At 48.2% G+C, this 12988-nt stretch carries 14 protein-coding genes; 2 read left to right on the plus strand and 12 right to left on the minus strand.

Going from position 1 to position 12988, the window contains the following annotated elements:
- Positions 1-109: 109 nt before the first annotated feature.
- The 12 genes from yqeK to spoVAC form a co-directional block, all read right to left on the minus strand.
- A complete protein-coding gene (yqeK, locus tag NST33_RS22310; protein ID WP_221821943.1) occupies positions 110-676 on the minus strand; it encodes a bis(5'-nucleosyl)-tetraphosphatase (symmetrical) YqeK in 567 nt (188 codons plus the stop codon).
- Entirely contained in the window at positions 660-1250 is a 591-nt protein-coding gene (locus NST33_RS22315; protein ID WP_074095918.1) for a nicotinate-nucleotide adenylyltransferase, read from the minus strand. The genes yqeK and NST33_RS22315 overlap by 17 nt, the downstream gene beginning before the upstream one ends.
- Before the next feature lie 15 nt (positions 1251-1265).
- On the minus strand, positions 1266-1559 hold the full coding sequence (gene yhbY / locus NST33_RS22320; RefSeq protein ID WP_017687186.1) for a ribosome assembly RNA-binding protein YhbY: 294 nt from the start codon (positions 1557-1559) through the stop codon (positions 1266-1268).
- Between the two features lie 82 nt (positions 1560-1641).
- The gene (gene aroE / locus NST33_RS22325) at positions 1642-2511 is read right to left on the minus strand and encodes a shikimate dehydrogenase (RefSeq protein ID WP_221821941.1); all 870 of its coding nucleotides are present in this window, start codon (positions 2509-2511) and stop codon (positions 1642-1644) included.
- Between the two features lie 45 nt (positions 2512-2556).
- On the minus strand, positions 2557-3684 hold the full coding sequence (gene yqeH / locus NST33_RS22330; RefSeq protein WP_017687184.1) for a ribosome biogenesis GTPase YqeH: 1128 nt from the start codon (positions 3682-3684) through the stop codon (positions 2557-2559).
- Complete coding sequence (locus NST33_RS22335) at positions 3681-4208, minus strand: YqeG family HAD IIIA-type phosphatase (RefSeq protein ID WP_221822062.1); 528 nt, start codon at positions 4206-4208, stop codon at positions 3681-3683. The genes yqeH and NST33_RS22335 overlap by 4 nt, the downstream gene beginning before the upstream one ends.
- Before the next feature lie 110 nt (positions 4209-4318).
- Positions 4319-6532: a transglutaminase domain-containing protein gene (locus NST33_RS22340; protein ID WP_339305105.1), complete on the minus strand. Its 2214-nt coding sequence runs from the start codon at positions 6530-6532 to the stop codon at positions 4319-4321.
- Positions 6529-7713, minus strand: a complete 1185-nt coding sequence (locus NST33_RS22345; protein WP_339185431.1) for a DUF58 domain-containing protein — start codon at positions 7711-7713, stop codon at positions 6529-6531. Before NST33_RS22345 ends, NST33_RS22340 begins: the two co-directional genes overlap by 4 nt.
- Before the next feature lie 66 nt (positions 7714-7779).
- The gene (locus tag NST33_RS22350) at positions 7780-8736 is read right to left on the minus strand and encodes a MoxR family ATPase (RefSeq protein WP_221821935.1); all 957 of its coding nucleotides are present in this window, start codon (positions 8734-8736) and stop codon (positions 7780-7782) included.
- A gap of 208 nt (positions 8737-8944) precedes the next feature.
- Complete coding sequence (gene spoVAE / locus NST33_RS22355; protein ID WP_036615159.1) at positions 8945-9295, minus strand: stage V sporulation protein AE; 351 nt, start codon at positions 9293-9295, stop codon at positions 8945-8947.
- A gap of 5 nt (positions 9296-9300) precedes the next feature.
- Entirely contained in the window at positions 9301-10317 is a 1017-nt protein-coding gene (gene spoVAD / locus NST33_RS22360) for a stage V sporulation protein AD (protein ID WP_076214289.1), read from the minus strand.
- Positions 10314-10766, minus strand: coding sequence for a stage V sporulation protein AC (spoVAC, locus tag NST33_RS22365; RefSeq protein WP_047844446.1), 453 nt, complete (start codon positions 10764-10766; stop codon positions 10314-10316). Before spoVAC ends, spoVAD begins: the two co-directional genes overlap by 4 nt.
- A gap of 630 nt (positions 10767-11396) precedes the next feature.
- Between spoVAC and NST33_RS22370 the strand changes: the two genes are divergently transcribed.
- Positions 11397-12470 (plus strand): M42 family metallopeptidase, encoded by a 1074-nt coding sequence (locus NST33_RS22370; RefSeq protein WP_076214286.1) that lies wholly within the window; start codon positions 11397-11399, stop codon positions 12468-12470.
- A gap of 159 nt (positions 12471-12629) precedes the next feature.
- The gene (locus NST33_RS22375) at positions 12630-12950 is read left to right on the plus strand and encodes a hypothetical protein (protein ID WP_221821934.1); all 321 of its coding nucleotides are present in this window, start codon (positions 12630-12632) and stop codon (positions 12948-12950) included.
- Positions 12951-12988 lie beyond the last annotated feature (38 nt).

Here is a 12988-nt window from a genome sequence, read left to right on the forward strand (position 1 = left end):
GCGTAGGATAACTACGTGAGCAACGGACATTTCGGCTGAATTTCATATTCGATGCTGATGATGCCGCTAGGCATCCTTCGTAATCAAAAGTGGACTTTTTGAACAACCTCTATAATTGTGCAATTAAGTCATTCCGCGACAGCATGGTCAAAGGATAAATGACACGTCGTTGCGAGATCAGCAAGCTGATCGTCGAATCGAATCCGGCAATTAAACCTTCCTCCAGACTACGTTCGGCCTGTTCGCGAATGTGTTCCACTCCCGGGAAATCTCGTCCCGGTTCAATGTAATCGGCAAGACATACCACTTTGTCCAGCAAGCTCATACCTACCCGACCCGAGGTATGCCACCGGATGGCATTAATAACTTCGGAATCCGTTACACCGTAATCACGCTTGGCTACAAAAGCACCGACTTCGGAATGCCAGAGCTGCTTGTCATGCTGCAGAAGTTCCTGGTTTAATCCGTTATCACGGATGACCGCTTCCATCTCCGCTATGGGCCAGTACTTCGCCACATCATGCAATATCGCTGCCAGATCTGCTTTCACAGGATCAGCACCGTATTTTTCAGCCAACATCACTGACGATTCCATTACACCCAGTGTATGCTTCCAGCGTTTTTCCGGCATTTGTCCGGATACGGCTTGAATCAGTTCATCACGGCTTAGTGCCATATAAACCGCTCCTTACAATGTATTGGTGCACTTCATCAGGAATCATGAAGCGTACCGAATGTCCTTTGGCCAGACGTCTGCGTACGGCTGTCGATGAAATATCGACCAAGGGCATCTCGGCCAGCAGGACCCGATCCTGTAACTCGTCTGGTAAATCATCCAGATGTAACTGGAAGCCCGGCCGACCAACACCGATAAAGGTTAAGCGTTCTGCAAGCTCTTCAATCTGCTCCCATTTGGGAAGATAGTTCACCATATCAGCCCCGATAATGAAATAGAATTCATGTTCAGGATGGCGACGCCACAGTTCCTTCATCGTATCGATGGTATAAGACACGCCGCCCAATTCCATCTCGATACCCAGCACCTCATATTGCTGCACACCCTTCACAGCCGCTTCCGTCATATCGAGACGTTGCTGTCCCGAAGCTCCGGCTCCCCGTTTGTGAGGTGGAACATGGGAAGGCATGAACCAGATCTCATCCAGTGCATGTGAGTCCCTTGCCGCTTCAGCTGCCAGGAGATGTCCCATGTGGATCGGATCAAACGTACCACCCATGATGCCGATCTTCACCCGCGTCACACTCCCTTATCTAGGTAGTTCGATTTGTTTGTTATCGCGAGATTCTTTGTACAGGATGATTGTGTTACCGATGAGTTGTACAAGCTCACTTCCCGTTTCACGGGCAACTTCTTCTGCCATCTCTTTTCTGTCCTCGTCATTGTTGTTCAACACTTGCACTTTCATCAATTCGCGCTTCTCAATCGCATCTTCGATGTGACGGAACAGGTGCTCGTTGGTTCCACCTTTACCAATCTGAAATACAGGGGTCAGGTGATGTGCCTGTGACCGCAAAAAGCGCTTTTGTTTACCGTTTAACATGAATACTCCATACTCCTTATGTTGAGCAGGACCTGATCGACAGCGCAAAAACTGTCCGGACCTGACCATTCAATTATTATTTTCACACTTCAAAACTGTTTAGTACAGCACGTCTCATCGTCTCCACAGGAGCCGGAATGCCGAGCCAATGTTCAAAGGCCACTGCGCCCTGGTATACAAACATCCCCAGACCACCGTGCACTGTGCATCCACGTAACCGCGACTCCCGAAGCAGACGGGTCTCCAGCGGATTGTAGATCAGATCACTCACAGCTGCGCCTTCACGAATTAGTGCGGGATCAACCGGCACGTCATCAACATGAGGATGCATCCCGGCAGCCGTTGTGTTGATCACAATATCAGCCGTAGCCAAGACCGTCGCAGCGTCTTCCATGCCACTCCCTGAGATTTCTCCCAAGCCATGGCCCCGCAAATCCGAAGCAAGTGCAACAGCCCTGTCCGCTGTACGATTCAGAATGTGAATCTGCTCAGGCTTCTCCAATGCAAGTGCGTATATAACGCCTCTTGCCGCTCCACCTGCTCCCAGTACAGCAATACGTTTACCCGCAAGCTCAGGCACAGCCTCTTCCTTCAACGATCGGACATAGCCAATACCATCCGTATTGTACCCTGTCAGTGTTCCACTTTCATTGACGATGGTATTCACCGCACCAATCAGGCGAGCACTTTCATCGATCACATCCAGGTACTGCATCACCTGCTCTTTATGCGGGATCGTGACATTGACACCACGATAGCCCAATGCCACAGTTCCCCGAACTGCCGCTTCCAATTGATCCGGATGAACATGCAGCGGCATATACATTCCATTCACTCCTGCTGCCTGCAGGGCCGCATTGTGCATTGCCGGTGATTTGGAATGAGCAATAGGATCACCCATAACGCCAAGCAACACGGGAAGTGAAGGGCTGCCCTTTTTATCCTCAGACATAGGTCCGCCTCCAATCCGCTCTGATGTACAGGTTCTGAGATTACATTAGATTAAGGATGGACGGATCTGTACACGAATGCCTTTTGGAGCATGCACAGCAACAAGTGCTCCAATATCGCCATTAACCTTAATCCAGCCCAGACCCGAGATGAATACATCCGATTGACTGCCGCGTTTGATGCGGAATTCATGTCTGGTCCATTCCGCCATCTCTGCTGCATCCTCACGGGTTGGCGGAGATAACAATTCTCCCAGGTGGTCGCGGTATAGATCATCTGCACGCTCCAGCTTCGTCCGATGAATATCAAGCGCAGTGCTGATAAAACAAGTGAACGACTGGCGATCACCTTCCACAAAGTCAAATCGAGCCATGCCGCCAAAGAACAGCGTCTGACCGGAATTCAACTGATACACAGCCGGTTTAAGCGGTTTTTCCGGCATGATGGCAGCGAGATCCTTACGTGAAACAATCTCGCTGAAACGCCATGGATACACGATTCCAGGCGTATCAATGATATATTTTCCATCATCCAGCGGAATGTTCACCATATCCAGCGTTGTTCCCGGATAACGGGATGTGGTCAGCTCCTGCTCCAGATCGCTGTAATCACGAATCAGACGGTTAATCAGTGTGGATTTACCCACATTGGTACCACCAACCACGTACACGTCACGATCTTCGCGATACGTTCCTACAAGCTCAAGCAGTCGGTCGAAGCCCTGATTTTGCTTTGCACTGCACAAGACTACATCCACGGTACGCAAACCCTGTTCTTTGGCTTGCTTCTGTACCCAGTTGCGAACCTTGTTCCAGTTGGTTACTTTCGGAAGCAAGTCCGTTTTGTTCACAGCAAGCAATACCGGATTGTTGCCTACAAAACGTTGCAGACCGGAGATAATGCTGCCATCAAAGTCAAACAAATCAACGATATGGATGACAAGTGCATCCTTATCCCCGATTTTGCTAAGCAGCGCCAGGAATTCGTCCTGATCCACCGTAACGGATGATGACTCATTGTAGTTTTTGATGCGGAAACAGCGCTGGCATATAACCGGTTCACGATCCAATGCCTTCTCGGGGATAAACCCTGGTAATTCCGAATTTTCTGTTTGCAGATGCACGCCGCATCCGCTGCACCTTACGGCAAGATTGCCGTTATGCGGTTCTGTCATTTCTTCTTTTCCTCCTCAAGCCATAAGCCTTTCCTGCGTAAACTCGTTAGAGCAATCCGTTCCACGCGTCGATTGAAGCGGGTCATAAAACCTTCGTCCCCAATGGAGATTGGCAGTACCAGAACGGTATATAACCCCATTCGGTTCCCTCCATAAACGTCCGTAAGCATCTGATCACCTACTACAATCGTGTTCTCAGGAGATAACTCCATCATTTTCATTGCTCTACGAAACGGTACATTCGATGGTTTGCGTGCACTATGCACAAACTGGATATCCAGCGGGGTCGCAAACAGGGATACACGATTCAAATTGTTATTTGACACAATCATCAGCTTGAAACCCGCCTCTTTCACACGTGCAAACCATTCAATCAGTTCGGGCGTAGCGTCAGCGGCTTTGGCTCCAACGAGTGTGTTATCCAGATCAGTTATAATTCCACGGTAGCCTTGAGCGTACAGCTCTTCCAGATTAATGTCAAAAACCGTGTCTACACGCAGCTTGGGCATTAACATTTTAAACAAAGAAGTCACCTCAGTTTCATACGACACACTATATCACAAATCCGTCTTTCCTGAAAATGCATACAGCGCCTGATGGCATAGGAAAAAAGGAAAAACGGGACGGGCAACAACTATGCCCGTTCCGCTTTCAGTTCCTTCCGCAGCTTCAAGGCGGTCTGATAGACGCCCTTCCAGTCGTCGGCAGTTACGGACGCTGGACTGTAACGAGTCTGTTCAAACTTCGTGAGAAGCTCATGCAATGTTGCTTCTGCAGCAGGTTTTGCCTGGCTCCAGCGGGTTACCGATTCACGAAGTGTCTCGTCTCCGCTCCGGGTCAACCCTTTGCGTTTCACATACTGAATCCAACGCTCGGTCTCTGCCACTACCTTCTGTTCAGGGGTGAGCGGTCCACCTGTCCGTAGACGAAGCAGGAAGAATCGCATGGAGAAACGATTACGCCAGAACATATATGCTACCCACAATACAATAATGGCTCCTGCAGCCCAGATAACAAAAGTCGGGATGGCAGACGATGTCTGCTCAGGTGCAGGGGTCTGCTCTTCCTCTTGTACCGGCTCCTCTTCTGGCTCTTCTTCAGGCTCATCTACAGGTTGTACATCAGGCTGTTCCGTCAGCAGCGGCATATCAAAGCCCGGCGTTGCTTCAACAGGAATCCATCCATACTCACCAAAATAGACCTCTGCCCAGGAGTGTGCATCTGCATTGGTAACGGTGTAGGTCGTCTCAATCTCCGCGCCAGGTTGACGTGGAGCCTGCATGTCCGAGTTCAGGGACAGTTGTCCAGGCGCATAACCTTTAACCCACCTTGCAGGAATGCCCTCCGAGCGCGCCATCATCACCAGCGCAGTGGAGAAGTAATCACAGTAGCCTTCCATAATGTCGAACAGGAAACCTTCCACAAAGTCGCTGCTTACTTTTCGAGATAAATCCGGATTGTTCGTGTATTCAAAATTAGTTTGTAAATAGTTTTGCAGTAATGCCACTTTTTCATACGGAGTATTCGCAGATGCCGTTATCTCGGCTGCCAGATCTGACACCCGGTCAGGGAAACGGGATGGTAACTGCAAGTACATATCATCTGCCGGATTACTGTTATACAGATCTTCAAATGACTTCGTACGAAGCTCATCTTCCACAATCACAGGGGCTTCCGATACGATAGTATATGTCTTGGGATACTGTGGTTGCTGACGATCTGTCACCACATGCAGTTCCGCCTGTTCGGCATTCCACAACATCCGTTCCGTTCTGTCCTCACCATTAATCGAGCTCACTTCGGAGATCGAATAAGCACCAAAGAGAATCGGATAGACATTATCATTCAGCATCGTTACGTTCTGAGTCACTTGTTTGGTATTCACATTACCGGATTCCTGGTTCTCCAGAGGCTGTCCGGCTTCAACATTCTCTGTTGAACCCCGTCCACGGTCATCCCAGCCCGTGCCTGTATACTCTGCACGTGTCTCACCGCGCCAATAACTGCGCTCATTGGTGGTGACAGACATGACAGGGGTATAGTCGAAGTTGAATCCTCCACCAAGCTGATTGTCTTCCCTGCTGTATCCCGATTCGGTAGCCGCCGGGATATCAAGGTTTCCATTACCAGCCTGATTGGTGGAAGTTCCGGTATAGTTACGCCAAGCTGTGTATGGGTCCGTCAAGGTGGGTGGAATCTCCGGCATATTAACGCTGGCTACAATAATCAAAGAAAAGATAATGGCAATATTGGCCAGGACTTTATAAGGATAACGGATGATTCGTTTCCAACCTTGTGGATACTGTAGCTGATAGTTACGGAAATGCTGACATACGAGCCATCCCATCCCCGCAAACATCACCCACGCGATTTCAATCCAGAGTGGGATCTGAGTGAAAGAATCGAGAATCCCCATCGAAATGATGTTAACACCCAGAAAAACAAGAATGCGACGTGTTGTGGTCACGAGTCGAAGCGCAGCTTCAAGCATCACCCATGCACACAGGGAGAACCAGATGTACGGCGTCATGTGTAATATGAATTGTTCCGCTCGGTCCGTTAAAGAGCCATAAGGGATGTACACCGTATAATCAATTAGCGTTTTATGCAAAATGTAACCAACAACGACCGCCTTGATGATCGCCCGATACATCGTTTTGAAGGGCAGAATGACCTCCAGCACACTGACCGCTGCAAGTGTCCATAACACCAGAGAAGTGGTCTCCGTGTACCACGATTCCTGCGTAAATGAAATCCACTGCATTCCAATCAGGAAAATCCAGAGCAACGACGCTGCATGATACCAGGATCGCTTGCCTGCAATACTTTCATTTCCTTTTGTACTCATACAGAACCTCCCCCCATCACCGTTGGAAGCTCCTGCAAGTGAGAAACAGTGAATGACCTCGTGCCTCTTCCACGCAACATGGCATTCCACTCCGCACTCCGGCGGGATTCACTGGTATCGATCAGAATATGACATGGAGTCATGCCCCGCGTATCGGCCCAGCGCAACAGTTCCATTATTTTTTCATCCTTCTGGGGAGAAATCACGACAAAGTAGGCTCCCTGAGGCAGTTGACGTACGATTCTTTCCACGCCGGGCAACAGATGGGTATCCTGACCGTTATATTGAATATCCACCAGATGATGCATCATCTTCTGTCGTTCCATCAGACTTTCACTGGGGGCCATGAAGGATGTCTGTTCTGACAATGTCAACAGCCCCATCCCCATTCGTTCCCTGACACCATACTCCAGCAGAGAGGCAGCCGTGGAAACGGCAATTTCGAAAGCATCCCCATGTTCATAACTTGATGCCAGCGCATCCAGAACCAGAATGGTTTTGGGCACAGACTCATGTTCAAACTCCTTGGACTTCCAGTTCCCTGTCTTTGCCGTGGCATTCCAGTGAATGCGGGAAAGTCGATCTCCGTATACGTAGTCACGTACACCATTGATCTGAGTGGTCTCTCTCCGTGAACGGGTTAACGCCGTCTGAGGACCGGATAACCGTGATTTGCGGTCGTAGAGCTGCCAATATGGAATAAATACCGTTCTTGGCAGTACACGAAACTCACCTTTGGCCTTAAACTTTCCTCGATGTTCAATCAGTCCAAATATGTCCTCGCTGGCACATTCCGTTTCTGAAAAAACATACTTTCCCCGCTCAAGTGGCGGTGTCTGAAAAGACAACTCGCCATTACCTCGCATATTGGGAATCAAACTTTCCTTGAATGACCACGATTCTCCGTTATGTCGATGCAGCATTTCACGTACAACAACATAGGGAAGCGGGAGGAATCCCGGAATCGTCAGACTCAGCTGTACTTGAACCTGGTCACCCGCATGCAGCAATTCTTCGTGGTCTGGACCAGAAGATAACCTACGAACTCCTTGAGCACGTCTTACCCCGCTAAATCCAGCAATGGCAAGATACACACAGAGCAGGGTCACCATCGACAGCAACATAAGGGATGTCTTCCCGCCCTGAAACAAAACATAAGCCAGACAGCACATCCACACCATTGCGATGCTCCATACGCGTGGGTGGCGTAACCCTCTATTGACTGTTCTAAAAAGCGGCTTCATGAACTATTGCCCCATGGAGACGGGCACGCGTACTTGCTGGAGTACGGCTTTCAAAACGGCCTCGGAACTCATACTGTCCAGTCTCGATTCGGGACGAAGCACAATACGATGAGAGATCACATAAGGGGCCATCGTTTTCACATCATCCGGAAGCACATAATCACGTTCCTGCAAGAAAGCAAAGGCTTTTACGGCCATCATGAACGATATGGCTGCCCGTGGGCTGGCACCCAGCAATACAGATGGGTGGGAGCGGGTTTGACGAACAACATCCAACAAATAGTCCATAACCGGATCACCGATAAAGACCTCTTTAATCTCCTGCTGGATTGCCGATATCTGGTCCATATGAGTCACGGATTCAAGGCGATCTACAGGCTGACCGAGCTGATGCTGTTTCAATAGGATTTTCTCAATTTCTTTATCGGGATAACCTAGACTTATTTTCAACATAAACCGGTCGAGTTGTGCTTCCGGCAAAGTGTACGTACCTTCAAAATCAATCGGATTCTGAGTTGCACAGAGCATGAATGGATGTGGCAGATCATACGTGTCACCATCAACGGTTACACTACGCTCCTCCATAACCTCAAGCAGAGCTGATTGAGTTTTTGTTGTGGCCCGGTTAATCTCATCAGCTAGCAAAATGTTGGTCATCACAGGACCTGGCCGGAAATAAAAACGCTCATCCTTCGGATGAAACACAGATACGCCCGTAATATCACTAGGTAAAATATCAGGATTACATTGAATGCGTCGGTACTCACCACGCATGGATTTCGATAATGCCTTGATTAATTGCGTTTTGCCAGTTCCCGGTACGTCTTCAATCAGAACGTGCCCGCCTGCAAGCAAAGCTGTAAGTAAAAGTTGAATTTCAAAGGATTTCCCCATAATACAGGATTCCAGATTTGAACGAACTGCGGATATGATTTGGATCGACTCTTTGCGCACAGGCATGTGGTCTAACCTCCTAAAAAAGCATACAGATTTCCTTTTATTGTACATGATCCAGAGTCACGAGTACACTCGAAGGAACTCACAATTTGTTTCCAGCCCGTCAGATTCACCGCAGTTCTCGCATGAATACGACAAAAAAGGCCCGGATAGAAGTTATCCGAAGCCTTTGTTGAATCGCAATATGTTCAAGTAGATTTCTCATTCTATGTTAGCCTTTTGGTCTAACGACCAATGCCGCGAGAAAAGAAAAGATGATCGCTGACGAAATCCCCGCCGCAGTCAGATCGAAAATTCCTGTAATCACACCCAGCCATCCCTCTTTTTCCAGCTCCGTCAATGCCCCGTGCACCAAGGAATTACCGAAACTTGTGATGGGGATGGTTGCACCCGCACCTGCAAATTTAACCAGGGGGTCATACACGCCAAATGCATCCGCAAGCGCACCTGTCACAACAAGTGTACTCATGGTATGAGCTGGCGTCAGTTTAACCCCATCCATTAGAAGCTGTCCGATAACACAGATTAAACCGCCAACAATAAATGCCCACAAGAACTGCATTACCTTTATCCCTCCTTTTCTATGGCTACGGCATGTGCAATACAAGGAATACTTTCACCCTGCTGGTACGAAATCGGAGATAATAGCGCACCCGTAGCAACGACGAGCACCCGTTTAAGATCACCCTTCTGCATCCGGTTCAAAATGTGACCATAGGTGACGGTTGCAGAACATCCGCAGCCACTTCCCCCGGCAACAACATAAGGCTGTTTCTCCCGATCATAGATCATCAGGCCGCAGTCATTAAAAACTGTCTGTTCCATGGGTATGCCTTCTTTTTGCAAAAGCTCTTTCGTAATTGGCAGACCAACGGAAGCCAGATCCCCGGTCACAATGAGATCATAATAGCCGGGTTCCAATCCCGTATCTCTGAAATGAGAGATTATAGTGTCGGCTGCTGCTGGCGCCATGGCTGAACCCATGTTAAAGGGATCTTTGATGCCCAAATCCATAATGCGTCCAATCGTGGCTTTGGTAACAACGGGACCATCACCAGTACGGGAGACCACACCACAACCTGATCCTGTGACGGTATATTGCGCATAAGGCGGCTTTTGGGAACCATACTCCGTCGGATACCGAAATTGTTTTTCCACCGTACAGTTGTGGCTCACCGTTCCTGCAAGGACATAATCTCCAGCTCCGGAGTCAACAATCATGGATGCTAACGCTAGCGTTTCCATGGAAGTAGAACAGGCTCCAAAGACTCCCAGGTAAGGCACACCCAGTTTTCGCGCTGAAAAGGAACTGCTGATAATCTGGTTCATCAGATCTCCACCCACAAAAAATTGAAGCTCTTCCTTGGTGATATTTGCATTAACCAAAGCCAGCTGAGAGGCCTGTTCGAGCAGTTTGCGTTCTCCCTTTTCCCACGTTTTCTCGCCGATCTCGAGATTGTCATAGACATAATCGAAATCAGATGACAGTGGACCCTCGCCTTCTTCTGGTCCTACAACTGCGGCTTTACCGATGATCCGCGGACGATTCTCAAACTGCCACGTCTGGCGACCCAATCGTTTCACAGGTGCCCACCTCCAAATCCCAAAAAGGCGTAAACAATCCCTACGACAAATGCTGCCACGACACCAAACACGATAACGGAACCAGCAAGTTTAAACATGTTGGCCCCTACACCGAGCACCAGTCCTTCAGCACGATGTTCCAGTGCAGCAGAACACATGGAATTGGCAAAGCCGGTAACCGGCACAGCAGTTCCTGCCCCTGCCCATTGAGCCATTTTATCGTAAACGCCGAGACACGTTAGAATAACCGATATGAGAATCATGACCGCCACTGTAGGACTAGAAGCTTCCTTCGATGTCATGTCGAAACCGGCCATAAAAGCCTCTTGAATGGCCTGTCCAATCAAACAGACCGTACCCCCAACCAGAAATGCTTTGAGGCAATTTTTCAGGATTGGACGAGGCGGCTCATGTTTTTTTGCGACTTTTTTGTACTCCTTTTCATCCATGGACAGGGACGACGATTTTTTTTCGCTTCCGGATGCAGATTGAGCTGGCAAGATACAAGACCTCCTCTATGTGAAATGGTTCAAAGCTACGGCTGAATGCCAATGTGTGTAATCCTATATTCATTGTTTGTTAATAATCGGAAGGTTATGTATCCGGCGACAGACAGCATATGTTTCCAACAAGATCATGTTGTGGAAGCAGGATGCGAATATGCCGGTTCTGAGGACTTCTAGATACGTTCTATAAATAAAGAAGAACAATCACGAGCAAGATAAAAAGAACGATAAACAGTACTTTTTCCGTGCCCTCTTCTGGAGGTTTCATTGGATATTTAGCTCCTTCCTGAAACAGACAAACAAATATCGAACATAAAGAACATCACAAAATGATGACATCTTCTCCATCTATTCATATTCATCGAAGTGTCATCAGGACTATGACTAAAGCGGATAGAATCATGAAACTTGGACACGGTAAGCGCCCAAAACATGCCTTAAATACGTGACATAAACATGGACAATCACTTGCGCAAGGTTCATACTGTAATGTGACCAGTGGTTAAATAACAACAGGCGGGTAGCCGTTCTACTGTGACCTGAAATACATACCAACAGAGGAGTTGTTGACACATGAATGAAAAAACGATGGATATGTTTCGTACGTTGACGGAATTTCCTTCCGCATCCGGTTTTGAACGTGAGCTTCGCGGCTGGATGAAAGATAAGCTTTCCGCTTATACCGATGAGTTCGTCCAGGATCGCCTGGGGAGTCTATTTGGAGTATTACGCGGGGAGGAATCCGGTCCCAAAGTTATGGTAGCCGGACACTTTGACGAAGTAGGTTTCATGACTACGGGCATTACGGAAACAGGCATGATCAAATTCCGCCCACTGGGTGGATGGTGGAGTCAGGCTGTACTGTCTCAACGATTGGAAATTATCACACCTGATCGTCGGATTACCGGAGTGGTAGGTTCTACACCTACACACTTGCTGGATGAGTCGCAGCGGAACAAACCTGTGGATCTGAACACCATGTATCTCGACATTGGGGCGGACAACCGTGCGGAAGCAGAATCTTGGGGCATCCACCCAGGTATGCAGATTGTGCCGATCTGTGAATTCACACCTATGGCCAATCCTAAGAAAATTATGGCTAAAGCGTGGGATAATCGTTACGGCGTAGGACTTGCACTTGAACTGGTTGAAGCGCTTCACAAGGAAAAACTGCCTAACACACTCTATGCTGGTGCAACGGTTCAAGAAGAACTGGGGCTTCGCGGTGCACGTACGGCGGCCAACTTGATTCAGCCTGATATCTTCTTTGCACTTGACTGTAGCGCGGCGAATGATATGACAGGTGACAAACAGTCCTTTGGACATATCGGAGAAGGCGCATTGCTTCGTATTTTTGACCCGGGTATGTTCACCCATCGCGGAATGGTGGAATATGTTCAAGATACGGCTTCATCCAATCAGATCAAAATGCAGTATTTCATCTCACCAGGTGGTACCGATGCAGGTCAAGTTCACCTGAGTGGCATTGGTGTACCATCAACAGTTATTGGTATCTGCGCACGTTATATCCATACCTCATCTTCCATCATTCATACGGATGACTACGATGCAGCCAAAGAACTGATCGTGAAGCTGGTCAAAGGTCTTGATCGGACAACGATGAATACCATAATTAATAACGCGTAATTGCTGACAAGAGACCTCCTAACAATCGGGAGGTCTTTTTTTTATATTCACAACGATATCAGTTAGACACGTAGATTAATAGGCCGAACATTATAGGGAATTATACATAAGATACAATAACGGAAGATGAATTAAACACCAAGCAGCGGGGGACCTGTTATGGCAGTGAGAAGGAATGGAAAATCGAATAAAGGCTCCAAAAAAACAAATGCCGCAAACACCCTTCTCAATGGCAACCTTAAAGGAAGAAATCTGGAACTTATCGTTGCAGCATTACTGGTCAGTGGGAAGTTAAGAGTGGATGCGGTCACGTTGTTTCGAGAAGCTACACTGGTCGTTGAACTGGTCGGACAATATAAAACGTTACAAAATATCACACCATCGATTCAAGACAAACTGGTGCAATTCCTGGATGAGATTGGTGGGGACATGACGTTGAATGATGTTATACGGGCTTTCCAACAAAGAATCAATTCTTAACGCCAAGAAATGAGGTTGAAGTGATGTCTGACTTTGAC

This window comes from Paenibacillus sp. FSL L8-0435, assembly GCF_037965655.1.
Lineage (GTDB): Bacteria > Bacillota > Bacilli > Paenibacillales > Paenibacillaceae > Paenibacillus.

Excerpts from the sequence above, each read along its gene's own strand:
- spoVAC (WP_047844446.1), bottom strand. The coding sequence starts at position 10,766 with ATGGATGAAAAGGAGTACAAAAAAGTCGCAAAAAAACATGAGCCGCCT.
- yqeK (WP_221821943.1), bottom strand. The coding sequence starts at position 676 with ATGGCACTAAGCCGTGATGAACTGATTCAAGCCGTATCCGGACAAATG.
- spoVAE (WP_036615159.1), bottom strand. The coding sequence starts at position 9,295 with ATGCAGTTCTTGTGGGCATTTATTGTTGGCGGTTTAATCTGTGTTATC.
- NST33_RS22350 (WP_221821935.1), bottom strand. The coding sequence starts at position 8,736 with ATGCCTGTGCGCAAAGAGTCGATCCAAATCATATCCGCAGTTCGTTCA.
- aroE (WP_221821941.1), bottom strand. The coding sequence starts at position 2,511 with ATGTCTGAGGATAAAAAGGGCAGCCCTTCACTTCCCGTGTTGCTTGGC.
- NST33_RS22340 (WP_339305105.1), bottom strand. The coding sequence starts at position 6,532 with ATGAGTACAAAAGGAAATGAAAGTATTGCAGGCAAGCGATCCTGGTAT.
- yqeH (WP_017687184.1), bottom strand. The coding sequence starts at position 3,684 with ATGACAGAACCGCATAACGGCAATCTTGCCGTAAGGTGCAGCGGATGC.
- NST33_RS22345 (WP_339185431.1), bottom strand. The coding sequence starts at position 7,713 with ATGGTGTGGATGTGCTGTCTGGCTTATGTTTTGTTTCAGGGCGGGAAG.
- NST33_RS22375 (WP_221821934.1), top strand. The coding sequence starts at position 12,630 with ATGGCAGTGAGAAGGAATGGAAAATCGAATAAAGGCTCCAAAAAAACA.
- yhbY (WP_017687186.1), bottom strand. The coding sequence starts at position 1,559 with ATGTTAAACGGTAAACAAAAGCGCTTTTTGCGGTCACAGGCACATCAC.
- NST33_RS22370 (WP_076214286.1), top strand. The coding sequence starts at position 11,397 with ATGAATGAAAAAACGATGGATATGTTTCGTACGTTGACGGAATTTCCT.